This is a genomic window from uncultured Clostridium sp. (assembly GCF_947036855.1).
Lineage (GTDB): Bacteria > Bacillota > Clostridia > Clostridiales > Clostridiaceae > Sarcina.
Genome location: NZ_CAMQRY010000041.1, coordinates 1 through 19,606, shown reverse-complemented (window position 1 = coordinate 19,606; position 19,606 = coordinate 1). Strand labels below are relative to the sequence as shown.

15 protein-coding genes are annotated in these 19,606 nt (G+C 28.0%); 5 read left to right on the top strand and 10 right to left on the bottom strand.

Annotation, left to right across the window (positions count from 1 at the left end; all coding sequences use genetic code 11):
* Positions 1 to 612 (top strand): DEAD/DEAH box helicase (locus tag Q0V15_RS06205; protein WP_297437074.1); only part of this gene is annotated, 612 nt, incomplete at its 5' end.
* Positions 613 to 641: 29 nt separating this feature from the next.
* On the opposite strand, the gene ilvA is transcribed toward Q0V15_RS06205, so the two are convergent.
* Positions 642 to 1,844, bottom strand: coding sequence for a threonine ammonia-lyase (gene ilvA, locus Q0V15_RS06200; RefSeq protein WP_297437072.1), 1,203 nt, complete (start codon positions 1,842 to 1,844; stop codon positions 642 to 644).
* A gap of 260 nt (positions 1,845 to 2,104) precedes the next feature.
* On the opposite strand from ilvA, the gene gshAB reads away from it, so the two are divergent.
* From gshAB to Q0V15_RS06185, 3 genes are all read left to right on the top strand, one after another.
* The gene (gshAB, locus tag Q0V15_RS06195; protein ID WP_297437070.1) at positions 2,105 to 4,438 is read left to right on the top strand and encodes a bifunctional glutamate--cysteine ligase GshA/glutathione synthetase GshB; all 2,334 of its coding nucleotides are present in this window, start codon (positions 2,105 to 2,107) and stop codon (positions 4,436 to 4,438) included.
* A gap of 101 nt (positions 4,439 to 4,539) precedes the next feature.
* A complete protein-coding gene (locus tag Q0V15_RS06190; protein WP_297437069.1) occupies positions 4,540 to 5,445 on the top strand; it encodes an exonuclease domain-containing protein in 906 nt (301 codons plus the stop codon).
* Between the two features lie 654 nt (positions 5,446 to 6,099).
* Positions 6,100 to 7,122 (top strand): tyrosine recombinase XerC, encoded by a 1,023-nt coding sequence (locus tag Q0V15_RS06185; protein ID WP_297437077.1) that lies wholly within the window; start codon positions 6,100 to 6,102, stop codon positions 7,120 to 7,122.
* 38 nt (positions 7,123 to 7,160) lie between these two features.
* Here the strand turns inward: Q0V15_RS06185 and Q0V15_RS06180 are convergent, their stop codons facing one another.
* Together Q0V15_RS06180 and Q0V15_RS06175 are read right to left on the bottom strand one after the other, a co-directional pair.
* Positions 7,161 to 7,538 carry a hypothetical protein gene (locus Q0V15_RS06180; RefSeq protein WP_297437067.1) on the bottom strand — a complete coding sequence of 126 codons (378 nt, stop codon included), beginning with the start codon at positions 7,536 to 7,538 and terminating at the stop codon, positions 7,161 to 7,163.
* A gap of 79 nt (positions 7,539 to 7,617) precedes the next feature.
* Complete coding sequence (locus tag Q0V15_RS06175; protein WP_297437065.1) at positions 7,618 to 8,505, bottom strand: hypothetical protein; 888 nt, start codon at positions 8,503 to 8,505, stop codon at positions 7,618 to 7,620.
* A 224-nt stretch (positions 8,506 to 8,729) separates the two neighbouring features.
* Here Q0V15_RS06175 and lexA point away from each other — a divergent pair, with 224 nt between their 5' ends.
* Positions 8,730 to 9,338 (top strand): transcriptional repressor LexA, encoded by a 609-nt coding sequence (lexA, locus tag Q0V15_RS06170; RefSeq protein ID WP_297437063.1) that lies wholly within the window; start codon positions 8,730 to 8,732, stop codon positions 9,336 to 9,338.
* A 44-nt stretch (positions 9,339 to 9,382) separates the two neighbouring features.
* Here the strand turns inward: lexA and Q0V15_RS06165 are convergent, their stop codons facing one another.
* The 7 genes from Q0V15_RS06165 to miaB all read right to left on the bottom strand — a co-directional run bounded on the left by Q0V15_RS06165 (position 9,383) and on the right by miaB (position 19,523).
* Complete coding sequence (locus Q0V15_RS06165; RefSeq protein ID WP_297437060.1) at positions 9,383 to 9,745, bottom strand: YccF domain-containing protein; 363 nt, start codon at positions 9,743 to 9,745, stop codon at positions 9,383 to 9,385.
* Between the two features lie 29 nt (positions 9,746 to 9,774).
* Positions 9,775 to 11,052, bottom strand: coding sequence for a methionine gamma-lyase family protein (locus Q0V15_RS06160; RefSeq protein ID WP_297437058.1), 1,278 nt, complete (start codon positions 11,050 to 11,052; stop codon positions 9,775 to 9,777).
* A gap of 125 nt (positions 11,053 to 11,177) precedes the next feature.
* A complete protein-coding gene (miaA, locus tag Q0V15_RS06155; RefSeq protein ID WP_297437056.1) occupies positions 11,178 to 12,107 on the bottom strand; it encodes a tRNA (adenosine(37)-N6)-dimethylallyltransferase MiaA in 930 nt (309 codons plus the stop codon).
* Between the two features lie 12 nt (positions 12,108 to 12,119).
* Entirely contained in the window at positions 12,120 to 14,054 is a 1,935-nt protein-coding gene (gene mutL / locus Q0V15_RS06150) for a DNA mismatch repair endonuclease MutL (protein WP_297437054.1), read from the bottom strand.
* A 31-nt stretch (positions 14,055 to 14,085) separates the two neighbouring features.
* Entirely contained in the window at positions 14,086 to 16,815 is a 2,730-nt protein-coding gene (gene mutS, locus Q0V15_RS06145) for a DNA mismatch repair protein MutS (protein ID WP_297437052.1), read from the bottom strand.
* A gap of 148 nt (positions 16,816 to 16,963) precedes the next feature.
* Positions 16,964 to 17,911 (bottom strand): CPBP family intramembrane glutamic endopeptidase, encoded by a 948-nt coding sequence (locus tag Q0V15_RS06140; protein ID WP_297437050.1) that lies wholly within the window; start codon positions 17,909 to 17,911, stop codon positions 16,964 to 16,966.
* 265 nt (positions 17,912 to 18,176) lie between these two features.
* A complete protein-coding gene (miaB, locus tag Q0V15_RS06135; RefSeq protein ID WP_297437076.1) occupies positions 18,177 to 19,523 on the bottom strand; it encodes a tRNA (N6-isopentenyl adenosine(37)-C2)-methylthiotransferase MiaB in 1,347 nt (448 codons plus the stop codon).
* Between the last annotated feature and the right edge of the window lie 83 nt (positions 19,524 to 19,606).

The window sequence follows — 19,606 nt, the reverse complement described above, 5'->3', positions numbered from 1 at the left end:
AATAGGTTAGATATTTTAGCATATATAACAAAACTTAGACAATTATGTCTTGATCCAAGTACTGTTATAGATAATTATAAGGGGAATAGCACAAAGATAGATATACTTATAGATATTTTAAGTGAAAAGATAGAAGAGGGGCATAAGCTTCTTGTGTTTTCTCAATTTACTTCTGTACTTAAAAATATTTCCCAAAGATTAGATATTGAAAATATAAGATATAGTTATCTTGATGGAAGCTTAAGTGCTAAAGCAAGAGAATGTGCTGTTACAAAACTTAAAGAAGGTGAGAGTGATGTGTTCCTAATCAGTACAAAAGCTGGTGGAACAGGACTTAATCTAACTGAAGCTGATATTGTTATACATTTTGATCCTTGGTGGAATCCTGCTGTTGAAGACCAAGCAACAGATAGAGCTCATAGAATAGGACAAAAAAATGCAGTTGAAGTAATAAGATTAATTGCTAAAGATACGGTTGAAGAAAAAATAATTGAATTACAAGATAGAAAGAGGGATATGATAAATAATATTTTAAATAACTCGGCTTGTGAAACTTCAAATTCTTTAGATTTTAAAGATGTTCTAAATATATTAAAAAGCAGACAATTTTAATTAATTGCCTGCTTTATATATTTTATATCTTAGTAAATTTGCTTTATTGTATAATCATTTAATGATAATACTTCTTTAATTTCATTTATATGAGATAGTCCATTTGTTTCAACAGTTACTCCAAGAATTACATTTCTTAAATGATCTGATGATTTAAATTGATTATGTTCAAGTTCTACTATATTAGCATTCAAAGTTGAAAGTAGTGAGCTGATTTTTAAAAGTTGACCGGGACGGTGTGGAAGTTCAACTTCAAATGAGAATAATCTTCCTCTAGATACAAGTCCGGTTTTAATAAGTGCAGACATTGTAACCATATCTATATTTCCACCACTAATTATTGAAATTATTTTTTTACCTTCTATATTTTTAAGTTTTCTAAGTGCTGATAGTGAAACTACACCTGCTGGTTCTGCTATAAGTTTATGCTTTTCACTAAGAAAAACAAAATCCTCAACTATTTCTTTATCACTAACTGTAATAATGTCATCAACATATTCTCTTATTATTTCAAACGTTTTCTCTCCTGGAAGTTTAACAGCTATACCATCAGCTATTGTTGTAACTTTATCTAAACAAATTCTTTTGCCTTCTTGTATGCTTTGCTGCATAGAATTTGCCCCTTCAGCTTCAACACCTATAATTTTAATGTTAGAGTTATACTCTTTTAATGCAAGTGCTAGCCCACTGATAAGACCACCACCACCAATAGGACATAAAACAATATCAAAATCTTTAAGTTCTTCAATTAATTCTATAGCGATTGTACCTTGTCCAAGAATTACATCTATATCATTAAATGGATGAATAAATTTCAAGTTATTAAGTTCTTCAAGTTCTTTAGCTTTACTATATGCATCATCATAGACATCTCCATGTAATATTACATTTCCACCAAGTTCTTTTGTTGAATTAACTTTTAAAAGTGGAGTTGTCTTTGGCATTACTATAGTTGATTCTATATTATATAGAGAAGCTGCATATGCAACACCTTGTGCATGATTTCCTGCTGATGAACAAATAACACCTTTTCTTTTATCCTCTTCTGATAATTTTGAAATTTTGTTTAAAGCACCACGGAGTTTATATGCTCCTGTAAGTTGCAGATTTTCACATTTAAGATATACTTCATTTTTAGATATATCAGAAAATCCTTTACTATATATTAATGGTGTTTTTATAATATCATTTTTTATGTTATCTCTAACCTTTTTAATTTTATCTAAATACATAAACATCCCCCTATACACTAACTAATATGATACAAGAAAATTATACCAAATTAATAATCTTAATAATAAACTTTTTAGCAATGTTAATATTGTTTTCTTAAAATTAATATAAATATAAATATATGCATGGGTATTCTTTCAAAAAAACTACAAATAATATATAATAAATTAGCATATATATTTGAATGTTCAAAAGAAATTCAAAATTGTATGGTATTTTCAACTTAAGAAGTAATAGATTAAGATAGAGGTAAATAAATATGATGAGATTACAAACAGGAATTAAAGAAAAAATATTGAATGATAAATTACAAAAATATTTAAATCTTTGTAATTTTGGTATAGAAAAAGAAAATGTAAGAGTTGATAAAAATGGACACCTAGCACTGACTAAACATCCTGTTGTATTTGGTGATAAAAGTAAAAATCCATATATAACAACAGATTTTTCAGAAAGTCAGATAGAAATGGTTACACCACCTTGTGATACTATAGATGAAGTTTATAATTTTATAGGAGCATTAAATGATATAGTTACAACAGAGCTTAAAGATGAGTTTTTATGGTCACAAAGCAACCCTCCAATATTACCTGAGGAGAGTTTGATTCCAGTATCTAAGTATAATGGTGCAAAGGAAGAGGTTTATAGAAATAAACTTGCTGAAAAGTATGGAAAAAAGAAACAACTTATAAGTGGAGTTCATTTTAACTTTTCTTTTAAAACTGATTTTTTAAAATTACTTTATGCTGATTATTCAGATGAATTAAGCTTTAAAGAGTTTAAAAATAAAATTTATCTAAATATATCAAGAAACTTTTTAAAATATAGATGGCTTTTAGTATACTTAACTGGAGCTAGTCCTATATTCCATGAAACATATGTTAGCTCATGTGTTGATGCTGCAAAGAAACTTGATACAGATAGTTTTTATTTTAGTAATACTTACTCACTTAGAAATAGTGATTGTGGGTATAAAAATTTAACTGATTTCTTTGTTTCTTATGATTCAGTTGATGAATATACAAGAGATGTTAAATCTGCTATTGATAAAGGTCATATAAGTACAGAAAAAGAGTATTATAGTCCTATTAGATTAAAAACATCAAAAGGAACGGGGTATATAAATGACCTTCAAGAATCTGGTGTTGAGTACTTAGAAATAAGAATACTTGATTTAGATCCCCTTAGTGAGTTTGGTGTATCAAAAGATACTCTAAAATTACTACATGCCTTCCTACTTTATATGACATTTAAAGAAAATGAAACAATGACAAATTCTAAGTATAATGAATACAATTATAATGATGAAATAGTGACTTCATATGGAAGAAAAAAATCTATTAAGGTTTTTGAATGTAATGAAGAAATTTGTTTGATTGAAAAAGGGCTTAGTATAATAGATAATGTTTCAAAATGTTTAGACTCACTTGGTATACTAACTGATGATTATAAAAGAGTCTTAGAAATATCCAATGACAGATTAAGAAATATTGATAAAACTATCTCTATTAATATAGTAGAGAAAATCAAAGATAGTTCTTATGTAGATTTTCATATGGAAAGATCAAGAGAAGCTCTTAAATATAGTGAAAAAAATAAATTTAGTTTAAGAGGGTTTGAAGATTTAGAGTTATCAAGTCAAATATTACTAAGAGATGCTATAAAAAGAGGTCTTAAAATAGATATACTTGATAGAAGTGAAAACTTCATATCTTTATCTAATGGAAATAAAACAGAATATGTTAAACAAGCAACTAAAACATCTAAAGATACTTATATAACAGCACTTCTTATGGAAAATAAGGAAGTTACAAAAAAAGTTCTTATTGATAATGATATACAAGTTCCAAAGGGTGAAGTATATAATGATATAGATTTTGCTAAACTTGATTTTAAGCTATTTGAAGGAAGAGGAATAGTAATAAAACCTAAGTCAACAAACTTTGGAATTGGAATTACAATATTTAAAAATGAATGTGATAGAGAATCTTTCGATAAAGCTATAGATATTGCTTTTTCAAAAGATAAATCAATTTTAATAGAAGAGTTTATAAGTGGAAAAGAATATAGATTCTTAGTTATAAATGATGAACTTGTAGGAATTCTTCATAGAGTTCCAGCTAATGTTACAGGTGATGGTAAAAATTCAATAACTAAACTTGTTAATGAAAAAAATAAAGACTTTCTTCGTGGAGAAGGCTATGTAAAGCCACTTGAAAAGATAAAACTTGGTGTTAGTGAAGAAATGTTTTTAAATGCACAAGGATTAGATTTTGATTATATACCTAAGAATGAAGAAATTATATATTTAAGAGAAAACTCTAATATCAGCACTGGAGGAGATAGCTTAGACTTTACTGATAAAATACATTATTCATATAAAGACATTGCATTAAAAGTTGCAAAAGCGGCTAAAGCAAGAATTACTGGAATAGATATTATGATTAAGGATATTGAAGAAGAGGCAAGTAGTATAAATCATGCTGTTATAGAAATGAACTTTAACCCTGCTATTCATATACATTGTTATCCTTATAAAGGTAACAATAGACATGCAGGAGAAAAAGTATTAGACTTATTATTTGAAGATTAAAATTTTTAAATACACAGTTTTTACTGTGTATTTAATTTTGCATAAAAATATAAAAATTAAAATGGTACATACCATTTGATATAGAAAGGAAGTGTTTGATAATGAATTTTGTAGCTATAGACTTTGAAACAGCTAGTGAAAAACGAACAAGTGCATGTTCTATTGGAATTACACTCGTTGAATCAAGCAAAATAGTCTGGCAGTTTCAAACATTGATAAGACCTAAAGAAAACATATTTAAACCTATGAATATATGGGTACATGGTATAACAGCGGATGATGTTGAAAACGAAGAATTATTTATAAATATATGGCCTAAAATAAAAAGCTCCATTGAAAATAATTTAGTTGTAGCACATAATGCTAAATTTGATATAGAGGTTTTAACAGAAACTTTAAATGATTATAATTTAAAGCTTAAAAAATGTAATTATATTTGCACTGTAGAATTAAGCAAAAAAATATATGAAGGTTTACCTAATAATAAACTTATAACACTTGCTGAAATGCTTGATATTAAATTTAATCATCATAATGCATTGGACGATTCATTAGTAGCTGCAAAAGTGTTTTTAGATATGTGTAATTATCTAGAAATGGAAAATATAAATTCTCTTTATGAAAAAACTGGAATTTCACCAGGTACGGTAACAAATAATCTTGCTATAGAGCCTATGAATAATATAAATTTTAAAATAAATAAAAAGAAGGTATCATTATTAGATAAAGCACCTAAAGATACTAGTGGATTTTTTAAAAATAAAAATATTGTATTTACAGGACCATTAAATAGTATGTCTAGAGCTAAGGCAAGTTCTAAAATTTTAGCTTGTGGTGGAAAAACTTCAAATACAATAAATTCAACTACAGATATTCTTATTACCAACATTTCAATTGAGAATGATTATCTTACAATTAAATTAAGAAAAGTTAAAGAACTTCTCAAATTAAATTCTGCTATAAAAATAATAAATGAAGAAGAGTTTTTAAAAATAATAACTTTATAGCTTTATATAATAATACGTAATACAATAGATAGTAATACTTTGAGTATTACTATCTATTGTTATTTGTGGATAATTTCAATGTGCATAGTAAGTTCTATTGAGGTTTTTTAATAAAACAAAGCGCCGTATAAGTATTTTATATTGTAAAATTCAATGTTTATCAGCTGCACTCCTAATAGTGCATGTAATCTAACTATGCGCTAAATTGTTATTTAGCGCATAGTTAGATTTTAAGTCAACATTCAGTAATAATAGCTATATTACTATATTTAGATACTGCGCATTTATTGAATTTTATATAATGATATGGTATAATAAATTAATGATATTTCAAAGAATGTATAGAGGTATATTATGATAAATAAAAATAAATTCGAGAACTATAAATATGAATTCACTATAGAAAAACTACTAAATAGCTTGTTTTTAGATGAATTACAGGAGAAAAGACTCAAAAAGATACAAATCGATTTTAAGAAGAAAAAGATTTCTAGAAATTACGAATATATAATAAGTGATATTTACAAACTTTTTGAAATCAATAATTTTTCTACAATCGAACTAGCTAAAATATATAATTTAAGCACTAGAAGTATTCAAAATTGGGTAAAAGAACTTAATCTAAAGCACACACCAATAATCAAAGAAAAAACTATAAGTAAAACTGAAAATCAAAAATATAAAAAGCTCAAACTCAACCGACTTCCAGAAGCAGTTGAAGATTTTCTTAATTATCTAGAAAGTATAAAAGGAAAATCACCTAACACTATAGAAGCTTATACCATAGATTTAAGATTATTTTTCAGATTTTTAAAAATCCATTTAGGAATTGTTGAAATTACAAATGATATAGAATTTAAAAATATTATAATTTCTGACATAGATTTAGATATTATAAAAGATATCCAACTTAGGGATCTTTATGCCTTTTTAAAATTTTTAGATAAAGAACGAAATAATAGTTCTCACGCTAAAGCTAGAAAGGTTGCAACTTTAAAATCATTTTTCAACTTTTTAAATTTAAAACTTAAAGTGATTAAAAACAATCCAGCTGCTGAACTAGAAAGTCCTAAAATAGAAAAAAGAAACCCTATCCACCTAGACTTAAATGAAAGTCTAAATCTTTTGAGTAGCATGGATAAAATGGATAGAAATTATTATAGAGATTATTGTATTTTAACTATATTTTTAAACTGTGGCTTAAGATTATCAGAGCTTTGTGGTATTCAAATAGATAATATACGCAAAGATACTTTGACGGTAATTGGTAAAGGGAACAAAGAAAGGACTGTTTATTTAAACAAAGCCTGTGTAAGTGCTATAAATAATTATATGAATATGAGAGAAGTTAAAAAAATAGCAATTGGTGATAGGAATACCCTATTTATATCTATGCAAAATAGAGCTTTAAGTAAAAGAAGTGTTGAGAATTTGGTGAAAAAACATATTGGTAATTCTAGCATAACCACAAAAAAAGTTAGCCCTCATAAACTTAGACATACAGCTGCTACCCTGATGTATAAACACGGAAACGTTGATATAAGGGCATTACAATCTATACTTGGTCATGAAAGTATATCAACAACTCAAATTTATACTCATGTAGATAACGAGCAACTTAGAGATGCTGCAAATTCTAATCCACTCTCAAATATAAAAAATGAGCCTGATAAATAAATTATCAGGCTCATTTCTATACATATTTAATTTTTATTTTACCATTCATCTTCTTCTTCAGCTTCATCTTCATCTTTTTTAGGTTTTAAAATTCTAACACCAGGGAAGACTTCATCTGTAGAACCATCTAAATCCATAGTGTCTACCCCTTCTAAATCTTCAAGGTATACTATATTTTCGAAAGCATCTACATACTCACTTTCATCTTCACCTAAAAGGTCTTTTAAAGCTTTTTCATATTCTTTATATTTAGAACCATCTACATCTAAATCTTCAACGTCACTAATTGTTTCTTCCTTCAGGAAATCACTTTCAGTTTCATTAGTTGCTATAGCTTCTATCTGTATAGCTCTAGTAGATAAGTCATTTCCATCTATATAATCTTTTATATCTTCAACTTTTGAATCTTTACTCATATATTAAACCACCTTTTATTCCTAATTTCTTATTCTAAACAGATTATCATTATATCAAATAATAATAATTATATCAAAACTATTTAATTTTTAATTCTTTGATTTTTAATTCTAACTCTTTTTTGTCAAGTTCAAATCCTCTATTTAAAAGCTCTATACGCTCTTTTAAAGTTTCTTTATACTCTGCCTTAAGTTTATTCTCTACAGTTACAATTTCAACTTTAGCTTCTCTTCTTACAGCTTCTAATAAAGCTTGGTATGATTTAACTTCAGAATCTTTACTTTTTGATATTTTACTCATTTCTTGTAACTTACCTTCTAATTCAACTGATTTTTTCTCTGAATTTTGCATCATCAAATCATTTTCATCAATCGCTCTTTTATAAGTATTACACTTAGCTAATAACTCTATATTTTCTGCTTTGTAATCAGATTTTTTTTCACTTTCTAACTTTAAATCTTTAATTTCAATTTCCAATCTACTAGATAAATCGAAATTTCTGTTTGCGAGCTGCGATAGAGTATTTTTAGCTTCACTAAGTTCTGTATTTTTAGTTTCTAAATTTGAATTATTATCAATTAATTCTTTATTTTTCTTTTTAAGAATTATAATTTCTTCTTTTAGTTCATCATTTTTACTTTTTATAACAGTTATAGCCTCATCTTTAGAATCTAGTTTTTTTATGAAACACTCCTTAGCTCTTTCCTCTGCATCACTGCTAAGTTGTAATGATGTAGTAAATAATCTGCTTATCTTATTTAAATAATCTTGAAAACTTTCAATTTCAAGCTGTCTCCCAACTAAAATACCTTTAGCTTCTTCTGTTTCATAAATGTTAATAAGAGCTTCAAGGCATTGTGCTTGATTTCCAAATTCGTTTGATGCAATCTCTTTAAATTTAGAAAAAGTACTTTCATCCACTCTAAAAGATTTAACTTTAAGTTCTTTACTTTCCACTTTACTCATACGCCCTCCAATTTGTGTAATACTTCTAATATACTTAAAAATGTATTACGTAATTATATATACTATTATACTCTAAATAATAGTATATATACAATAATATTATAATAAAAAATCATTGAAATTAACTTAATATAGTAAATTTGTTATTCCAAAACCGAACATAGGTTTGATATAAACCTATTACTGTGTTATAATGTTCACAATATTAATAAGAGGTGGCGTGTATGACAGAACCAATGACTCAAAAACAAACAGAGATTTATAATTTTTTAAAATCATTTGTAGAAGAAAAAAGTTTCCCACCATCTGTTAGAGAAATTTGTGTCGCTGTTGGGTTAAAATCAACATCAACAGTTCATGGACATTTAAAAACTCTAGAGAGAAAGGGTTATATAAATAGAGAAAGTACAAAAACAAGAGCACTTGAAATAATTGAATTTTCAGATCGAAAAAAAGAAATGATTAATATACCTATTGTTGGAAAGGTAACAGCTGGTGAACCAATTCTTGCTATTGAAAATATAGAAGATACATTTACAATACCGCTCAATTATGTAAAACATACAGAGGATTTATTTATTCTTAGAATTTCAGGTAGTAGCATGATTGAAGCCGGAATTTTAGATGGTGATTTGGCTATTATAGAAAAAACTAATGTTGCTGAAAATGGAGATATTGTTGTTGCACTTATCGATAATGAAGCTACTATTAAAAGATTTTTCAAAGAAAAAAATTATTACAGATTACAGCCTGAAAATTCTACAATGGATCCTATAATAGTAACTGAATGTACTATTCTTGGAAAACTTGCTGGATTATACAGAGAATATTAAAAAAACTCTAACATATCTCATTTGAGTATGTTAGAGTTTTAATTTTATCTAATATCTTTTCCAAATGGCATTAAAGAAAGTCTGGCAAGTTTAAATGCTTGTAATCCAAAAGGTATACCTATTATAGTTACACACATTCCTATACCAACAATTAAATTACCTAGTGCAAGAGTAAATCCTCCAAAAAACAGCCATAAAACATTCAAAAGAAAGCTTGTTGAACTATCATTTGTTGTAACAATTTCCTTCCCAAATGGACAAAATTGAAGACTTGCAAGTTTAAAACATTGAATCCCTATTGGTAGACCTATTATTGTAATAGACCAAAGTACTCCCCAAAATATCCACAGCAATCCTTGAATAAGACCTCCAAATAAAAACCATATAACATTACCTAAAAAATTCAAATTTAATCCCCCTTTTTAAATAGCATATATTATAATATGCTATTAAGCGCTACAAGAACACCAGTTTTTGCATGATCAAATGTTAAACCACCTTGAAGATATGCAATATAAGGAGCTCTAAGTGGAGCATCTGCTGAAAGTTCTATTGAAGAACCTTGTATAAATCCACCTGCAGCCATTATTACTTCATCATCATATCCTGGCATAGCCCATGGTTCACACTCAACAAATGAATCTACTGGAGAGGCTTTTTGTATCCCCTTACAGAAATCTATAAGCTTTTGTCTATCATTAAATTTAATAGCTTGAATTATATCACTTCTTCTATCTGTATACTTTGGAAGAACTTCAAATCCAGCAAGTTCCATTATTCTAGCGCAGAAAATTGCACCTTTAACAGCTTCCATTGATATATGAGGAGCCATAAATAATCCTTGATATATTTCTCTCATAAGGTTAAATGTAGCACCACACTCTCCACCAACACCTGGAACTGTAAGTCTATAAGAAGCTTGGTCTACATATTCAGCTTTACCAACTATATATCCACCTGATTGAGCCATTCCTCCACCAATATTCTTAATAAGTGAACCAGCCATTAAATCTGCTCCAACTTCTGTTGGTTCTTTTGTATCTAAGAACTCACCATAACAGTTATCAACAAATACTAGTACATCTGGTCTTATTGATTTAAATTCTTTAATAGCAGCACCAAGTTCTTCAACTAGGAATGCATTTCTCCAACCATACCCTGTTGATCTTTGCATATGTACTATTTTAATCGTTTTATCTTCTCTTAAAACTTTTTTAACAGATTCTATATCTATTTTATTATTTACAAGATCTACTTGCTTGTATGCAACACCATACTCTTTAAGTGAACCAACTTTTTCAGTTTTGTTGATACCTATTAAAGTATGTAATGTATCATATGGTGTACCTGTAGATAATAAAATAGTATCTCCTGGTCTTAAGTTTCCAAATAAAGCTGTTCCGATAGCATGTGTACCACTAACAAAATGTGGTCTTACAAGTGCTTTCTCACATTTAAATATATCAGCATATACTTCATCTAAAGTATCTCTTCCTATATCCCCATAACCATACCCTGTTGAGTTAGTAAAATGAGAGTCTGATACTCTATGTTTTTTGAATGAAGCAAGTACCTTTAATTGATTAAATTCTCTTATATCATCATAAAGTTTAAAACTTTCTTCTACATCTTTGATTGCTTTGTTGTATAAATCAACTGTTTGCTCTTTTAATCCATAAGTTGATTGTAATAATTCCATAGTTTCTTTAAGCAAAAGAAACACCTCCTACGTTTTAATTTAAATTCCATATTTATATTAGCATAGCCTAAAAAAATAGGCAAACTTATGTAAAGCTTGCCTATTTTACCTCATATAAAGTTTTAAAATAAATAATACATCTACTTTGAAATCTCAGTAATTATTTTATCTATGATTTCCTCTTCATTATTAAATAAATCTTTATCTATAAAAATAGCTCTCGGATCTTTCTTAAACCAAGTAAGTTGTCTTTTAGCATAATTTCTACTTCCTTGTTTAACCATATCAATAGCTATATCTAAATCAATATCTCCATTTAGATATGAAAGTATTTCTTTATATCCTATACCCTTCATTGATTGATTATCAGGAGTTAGACCTCTAGCTTTAAGCATTTCTACCTCTTCTATAAGACCTGCTTCCATCATTATATCTACTCTTCTATTTATTCTTTCATATAGTTTACTTCTATCCATGTTTAAAACATAATAGAAAACATCATAATCACATTTATAGATATTATTTTCTTCTTTAAATGAACTAAATGGTCTTCCACTTTGCTTGTAAACTTCTAGTGCTCTTATAACTCTCTTAACATTATTCTTATGTATAGAATTATAGCTCTCTAAATCTATTTCTTTTAATAGACTATGAACATAGTCATTTCCTTTTTCAACTGCTAAAGCTTCAAGCTCTTCTCTATAAGAAGTATCTTTCTCACCTTCTGCAAAATTCATAGTACATATTACTGAGTTTATATATAACCCTGTACCACCTGCAAGAATAGGAAGTTTACCTCTACTTCTGATATCTTCTATAGCATTTTTAGCTAAAACTTGAAACTCTGAAACACTAAACTCATTTTCTACTTCTATTATATCTATAATATGATGAACAACTCCATCCATCTCTTCTACAGATATTTTAGCTGAACCTATATCCATCTTCTTATATATTTGCATTGAATCAGTTGAAATTATCTCACCATTTAATTTTTTAGCAAGTTCTATTGAAATAGCAGTTTTTCCAACTGCTGTAGGTCCTGCTATAACTAATAATTTATTATTCATTAGTAAATCTCCTTAAACTATTCTTTTGAACATTTTATCTATATCATAAGAAGTAAATTTTATAATAGTTGGTCTACCATGTGGACAATGGAAGGGATCTTCTAAAAATCTTATATCATATAGAAGCTTTTGCATTTCCTCTTCTGATAATACATCATTAGCTTTAACCGCTGCCTTGCAAGCAAGACTTGCTATCTTATTATATTTTACTTCTACGGTTTTACCACTACCTAAATTTTTAAGATTATCAAGTATCAAAAGGAAGAATCCTTTTGCATCAAGCTTACCAAGGAAGTATGGAACTTCATTAAGTTTTATAGAACTCATACCAAAGCCCTCTACCTTAAATCCAGCATTTTCAAATATATCTTTATCTTCTTCAAAGTATCCATAATCATTAAGTGATAACTCTATAACAATAGGAACCATTAAAGGTTGAATCATTAGGGTATTACTTTCTATAGATTTTAAATACTTTTCAAATAAAAACTTTTCATGTGCTGCATGTTGGTCTATAAGATATAAAGTACCTTCTTTTTGAGCAAGTATATATGTCTTATTATACTGACCTATAATTTCAAGTATAGGGAATTTTGGAGTTTTAATATCCTCATTAGCTTTATTAACTGTGCTCTCAAAACTTACAAACTCTTCTGAACTTTTCTTTACATCATTATATACATAATCAACATTAACTGACTTATCAATACCCGTATCAGTAGTGCTTAAAGAATTTAAATCCTCACTTACAAAACTATTATTTTGTATATCATCCCTATTTATACTTATAGGCATTTCTACAGTAGTTTTCTCTTTGTATAAAGCTTCTGTATTTTTAAGCTTTGCTTCAAGTTCATTTAGTTCTTCAAGTCTTTTTTCAAATGAGCATTGTTCAAGTTCTAACTCCTTAGCTCTTATATCTTCTAAGAACTCAGTACCACCATTAAACTCATTTCTTACATCTATACTTAAAACATCATGTATTCCTTTAAAAACAGTTGAAAATACAGCTTTATCATCTCTGAATTTTATTTCTGATTTAGTAGGATGGACATTAACATCTATATATTCAGGATATATATCTATGAATAAAACAAAGAAAGGATATTTATCACCTGTGTTAAATGATTTATATGCATTCTCTACTGCAACAGATATAGTTCTATTCTTTATATATCTCTTATTAACAAAAACAGTTTGATTATTTCTAGATTTTCTAGCAAGAGTATCTTTCCCTATATAACCATGTATTGTTACTGTATCTGACGCATGCTCAAAATAAAGTATTTCTTCAGATGTAGTTTTACCATATAGACTTCTAATAGAATCTATAAGCTCACCAGTACCATAGGTATGTATAACCTTCTTACCATTATTAAAGAGTTTAAATGATATTTCAGGATGTGCAAGTGATATCCTACTTACTATATCATTTATGATAGCACCCTCTCTAGAATCAGATTTCAAGAATTTTTTTCTAGCAGGAACATTATAGAATAAATCTCTAACTTCAATAATTGTACCTCTATTAACAGAAGCCTCATTATCAACAGTTATATCTCCACCATCTATATTAATTTCCCAACCATTTTCCTCTTCATCATTCTTAGACTTCATATTAACCCTTGAAACTGCAGCTATAGATGGAAGTGCCTCTCCTCTAAAACCAAGAGTTGATATTTTAAATATATCCTCAGCATTTTTTATCTTTGAGGTAGCATGTGGCATAAATGCTTTTTTAAGATCATCATTATATATACCATGACCATCATCTATTATTCTTATAAGAGAACTACCACCATTTTCTATTTCAATAGTTATATTTAAACTTCCTGCATCTATAGAATTTTCTATAAGTTCTTTAACAACAGAAGAGGGTCTTTCAACAACCTCTCCTGCTGCAATTTGATTTGATGTATGTTGGTCTAAAATAGTTATTCTACTCAAACTGACCCCTCCTATCTATTTTATTTATATCTTACTTAATTTTCTTTGCATCACCATATAATTTATAAAGAATATTCATAGCATCCATCATATTAATAGATGTTATATCTATAGCTTTAATTTCATCTATTAAATTATCTTTCTCTATCTGCTCAAAACCAAGTTGCATGTTCTCAGGTTCTAAATTCTTTAATTTCTTTGATTTTTTTACTACCACTTCAGGAATTATTACTTCCTCTTCTATCTCTTTAGTATAAGTTATAGCAACCTCTTCTTTTACAACACTAACTTCATCTTTTACAGTAGTTTTTATATCTTCTTTATTCTCTGATTCTAATTTTGTTGAAATATTAACATTAACCTCAACAGAATTATCTTCAAGTCCAAGTAATATATCCTTAGCCCTTGTTATAACACCATGTGGTATTCCAGCAAGTTTTGCTACTTCTATACCATAAGATTGATCTGCACCACCCTCTACAATCTTTCTAAGGAATATTATGTTATCATCTATCTCTTTAACTGAAACAGAATAGTTTTTAACACCTTTTATTATTCCCTCAAGCTTTGTAAGTTCATGGTAGTGAGTTGCAAATAAAGTTTTACAACCTATAGTACTCGATATATGCTCTATTACAGACCAAGCAATGCTAAGTCCATCATATGTTGATGTCCCTCTTCCAACTTCATCAAGTAATACTAAACTTTTTGATGTAGCATTTTTTAATATATTAGAAACTTCCCACATTTCAACCATAAATGTAGATTTCCCACCTGCTAAATCATCTGATGCACCTATTCTTGTAAACACTTTATCACATATAGATATATCAGCCTTTGTAGCTGGTACAAAAGAACCAATCTGAGCCATTATAGTTATAAGTGCTACCTGTCTCATGTAAGTAGACTTACCAGCCATATTAGGTCCTGTTATAAGAAGCATTTGATTATCTTTTGTATCTATATCAGAATTATTAGATATAAACTCACCTTTATCTATAACTTTTTCAACAACAGGGTGTCTTCCATCTACTATATTAATAGTACCTTTATTATTTATAACAGGTTTCACATAATTATTTTCAACTGCTATAAGAGCAAATGTTGATAAAACATCAAGTTCCCCAACCATTTTAGCTGTTTTTTGAAGTCTTATAATTTGTGATTCAACCTTGTCTCTTACACCTATAAATAAATCATACTCAATTTTTGAAAGCTTCTCTTCTGCTCCAAGAATTTGTTCTTCAAGTTCTTTAAGCTCTTGAGTTATAAATCTCTCTGCATTAGCAAGAGTTTGCTTTCTTATATATCTTCCCTCTGGTATAGATGCATAATGTGATTTAGTTATTTCTATATAGTAACCAAATACCCTGTTAAACCCAACCTTTAGAGATTTAATCCCTGTAAATTCTCTTTCTCTAGCTTCAATTGATGCTATCCACTCAGTTCCATTTGTTTTAGCTTCTCTAAGTGATTTAACCTCTTCATTATAAGAACTCTTTATTATGTTACCATCTTTAATTGCAATCGCAGGTTCATCAAGTATAGAGTCTGTAAGTAATGTTTTTATATCATCTAAAATATCTAACTTATCAAAATACTTCTTTAATGACTTAGATTCACATTTAGATAAAAAGTCTTTTATCTCTGGAAGTTTTTCAAGCGATATCTTAAGAGAATTTAAATCCTTACCATTAACATTTTGAGTTGATATTTTACCAACTATACGCTCTATATCATAGATGTTTTTTAAAACCTCTCTTAAATCTTCATTAAAATAAACCTTACTGCTAAGTTCTCCTACAGCTTCAAGTCTATCTTCAATAGCAGACTTAACTATAAGTGGTTCTTCAATCCATCTTCTAAGAGTTCTACCACCCATAGCAGTAGCTGATTTATCCATTACCCATATAAGAGTACCTTTTTTACTTTTCTCTTTTAAACTTTCAACAAGCTCTAAGTTTCTTCTTGAGTTACTATCTATACTCATATAATTAACTACATAATATTTATCAAGTATATTTATATTTGATAAATTCATTTTTTGAGTTTCATATATATAGTTAAGTAATACACTAGAAGATATAAGACTTGCTTCATCTAGTTCTTCCATCTCTAAGTTTTTAAATGTAGCAACTAAATCTGACTTATCACAAGCAAAGTTAATATAATCTTTCTTTGTAACAAGAGCTAGTGTTAAAGATTTTATTTCTTTTAAATATTCTTCATCTATATTAACATCAACTAAAACCTCTTTAGGTGATATCTTTGATAATTCATCAAGCAATATTGAAAGACTTTTCTCAAAAGATGTTACCTTAAATTCTCCTGTTGAAATATCAGAAGAGGCAACAGAAATATCATTTTGTCCTATAAATACTGTCGATATATATGTATTTTTGTATTCAGATGTACTTTCATCAGAATATGTTCCAGGAGTTATAACTTTTACAACATCCCTTTTTACAATTCCTTTAGATGCTGATACATCTTCTATTTGTTCGCATATAGCAACTTTATATCCTTTTGCTATAAGTCTTGATATATATGTTTTTGAAGCATGATATGGTATACCACACATAGCTGCCTTTTCATCAAGTCCACATTCTCTACCTGTTAAAACAAGTTCAAGTTCCTTTGAAATAAGTTTTGCATCATCAAAGAACATTTCATAAAAATCTCCAAGTCTATAAAACAGGATACAATCCTGATATCTATCCTTAACCTCAAAATACTGTCTCATCATAGGAGTTAAAGCCATATAATCTGCCTCCATTCTATTTTTATTTACTAATACTTTATTTTACACTAAATAGAATTTATTTTCTATGCAATTATCAAATTTGATGATTTGAATATATTATAAAAAAAGCTGATTCCAGTTAAATTCTGAAATCAGCTTTTTAATATTAATGTTTAAGTGAAGCTGGTATAAATATACTAGTAATTAACATTGCTGATATTAAAGCATATAAAATTATTAATATACTATTTGCTACTTTAAAGTTTTTAAGCTTTTTACCAACTTGTTTTCTATAAATATTTATTGCCCACATAATAAGTACTGGTCCTATAAGGATATAAGTAATTGAAATCACTCCACTTATAGCACCTGTAGCAGCACCAAGCCCACCACTAAGTAATACAAGACTAATAACAGTTGATGTTGTGTTAACTAACATATGAGTTAAGATATCACCAAATAAAGAATCTGTGTATACATACATAAGTGATAATAATATCCCAAGTGCTCCAGCAAATAATCCCTGTGAAATATTTTGATGGAATATTCCAAATGTTATTGATGAAATTATAACTGCGGCAGGAGTATTTATTTTCTTTCTAATATAATTAAATAAAATCCCTCTAAAAATAAGTTCCTCAGCAATAGGTGCTATAAGAACTGTTGCAAGTATAGATAATGGTGATGTCATATCTTTAAATAAATTACTTACAAGCGCTGGACTTTTATCACCACTAAATAATATAGCTACAATTATTGATGATAAAATACCACTCACCATTAAAACTCCAAGAGTCATTGGTATTAAAACTTTAAATTTATTTAACTTGAATTTCTTAAGTTTAAAAGTCTTTTTTATGTTTTTTCTAGCTATAAATTTAATAATAAGTAATGTTATTACAATTACAAATACATCTCCGACAAATGTTAAAGTTCCAATTTGATTGGCAACTTCAGGTGTTATTGTAACACTTGGTATATTTGCGAATGGTTTAAACATAAAGAACTTATGATAAAAAATAATTGCTGTACTAACTCCACCTAAATATTGAACGAACCAAAAAAATAGCATACAAGCTATAGATGCAAGTATCCCTTTTGAGTATTTAACCAAATTAATGCCACCTCCAAATTATAATCAATCTAGGGACTTGTCCCTAAATATCACTTGATTATAATAATAAACCGTATACATATCAAATAACTTGATTTATGTAATTAATATTTTAATTCCATCTTTTTTACGACTATATATGCTTTAATTAATTTAATATAGCAGTTAACTATTTTACCATTAGTTAAGTTTACTTTTTAATATATATTTTTATGAAAAATAAAAGTCTGGTAGCATATTAAATAAATTGCTACCAGACCACAAATTAAACTAGCTCACCAAATAAAGAAAATGGTTTTGCTACTGTTATTTTTATATTAACAAGCTTTCCTTTAAGCGATATATCGCCTTTAAAAGCAACAAGTTTTCCTGTTCTTGACCTACCACTTAAATTTTCATCATTGCTCTTACTTAAATCTTCTACAAGAACTTCTACAGTTTTACCAACATAAGAATCATTTATCTCTTTAGCATTTTTATTAATAGCTTCTATAACAACATTAAATCTCTTATGCTTTACATCCTCATCAATTTGATTTTCCATATTATCAGCAGGTGTATTATTTCTTCTTGAATATATAAATGTATATGAAGAATCATACTTAACCTCATTAACAAGTTTTACAGTTTCATTAAAATCTTCCTCAGTTTCCCCAGGGAATCCAATAATTAAATCAGTTGATATACCTATCTCTGGAAGTTCTCTTTTTATATTTTTAATAATATCAAGATACTTCTCTCTAGTGTAATGTCTATTCATAGCCTTTAAAACATTATTAGAGCCACTTTGAACTGGTAGATGTATTTGTTCGCATACCTTTGAACAATCCTTTATAGCCTGTATAACATCCATAGAAATATCTTTTGGATGTGAAGTCATAAATCTTATTCTCTCAAGACCATCAGTTTCATTAAGTTTTCTTAAAAGACTAGCAAAACTTACATCACCATCAAGCCCTCGTCCATAAGAATTAACATTTTGCCCAAGCAAAGTTACTTCTTTATAACCAGCACTAACAAGCTCCTTAACTTCATTCTCAATATCTATAACTTTTCTACTTCTTTCTCTCCCTCTAACATAAGGAACAACACAGTAAGTACAGAAATTATTACATCCATACATAATAGTAACAAAAGCTTTTACACTACTTTTTCTAATAATAGGAAGTCCCTCAACAATCCCCTCTTCCTTATCAAAAATTTCTTTTATACTTATATTCTCCTGTAATACCCTATTTAGATATTCAGGAAACTTATGAGCATTATGAGTTCCAAAAATAATATCAACAAAAGGAAACATCTTTAAAATCTTATCAGCACTATCCTTTTGTTGCATCATACAACCACATATAGCAATAACAAGACTTGGATTAGCTTTCTTAAGCCTTTTAAGTTCACCAAGATTACCAACAACCTTATTTTCTGCATTCTCTCTAATACAACAAGTATTAAAAATAATAACATCTGCCTTTTCCTTAGTATCTGTAACACCATACCCTATAGTACTCAGCATACCCGAAATTTTCTCTGAATCTTCCTCATTCATCTGGCAGCCCCATGTTTCTATGAAGAAGAATTTATTAGTAATTTTTACTTCTGTATCTTTAACCATATTTTTCTCTTTAAACTGAATTGCCATTAATCCTCACCCCATAAATAAATTTAAACGAATTCAATTTCTATTATACATAAAAA

What these genes read in the sequence shown, in the direction of transcription:
- gshAB (WP_297437070.1), top strand. Translation starts at nt 2,105, where the DNA reads ATGATGAGATTACAAACAGGAATTAAAGAAAAAATATTGAATGATAAA.
- miaB (WP_297437076.1), bottom strand. Translation starts at nt 19,523, where the DNA reads ATGGTTAAAGATACAGAAGTAAAAATTACTAATAAATTCTTCTTCATA.
- miaA (WP_297437056.1), bottom strand. Translation starts at nt 12,107, where the DNA reads ATGAATAATAAATTATTAGTTATAGCAGGACCTACAGCAGTTGGAAAA.
- mutS (WP_297437052.1), bottom strand. Translation starts at nt 16,815, where the DNA reads ATGGCTTTAACTCCTATGATGAGACAGTATTTTGAGGTTAAGGATAGA.
- ilvA (WP_297437072.1), bottom strand. Translation starts at nt 1,844, where the DNA reads ATGTATTTAGATAAAATTAAAAAGGTTAGAGATAACATAAAAAATGAT.
- lexA (WP_297437063.1), top strand. Translation starts at nt 8,730, where the DNA reads ATGACAGAACCAATGACTCAAAAACAAACAGAGATTTATAATTTTTTA.
- Q0V15_RS06175 (WP_297437065.1), bottom strand. Translation starts at nt 8,505, where the DNA reads ATGAGTAAAGTGGAAAGTAAAGAACTTAAAGTTAAATCTTTTAGAGTG.
- Q0V15_RS06190 (WP_297437069.1), top strand. Translation starts at nt 4,540, where the DNA reads ATGAATTTTGTAGCTATAGACTTTGAAACAGCTAGTGAAAAACGAACA.
- Q0V15_RS06180 (WP_297437067.1), bottom strand. Translation starts at nt 7,538, where the DNA reads ATGAGTAAAGATTCAAAAGTTGAAGATATAAAAGATTATATAGATGGA.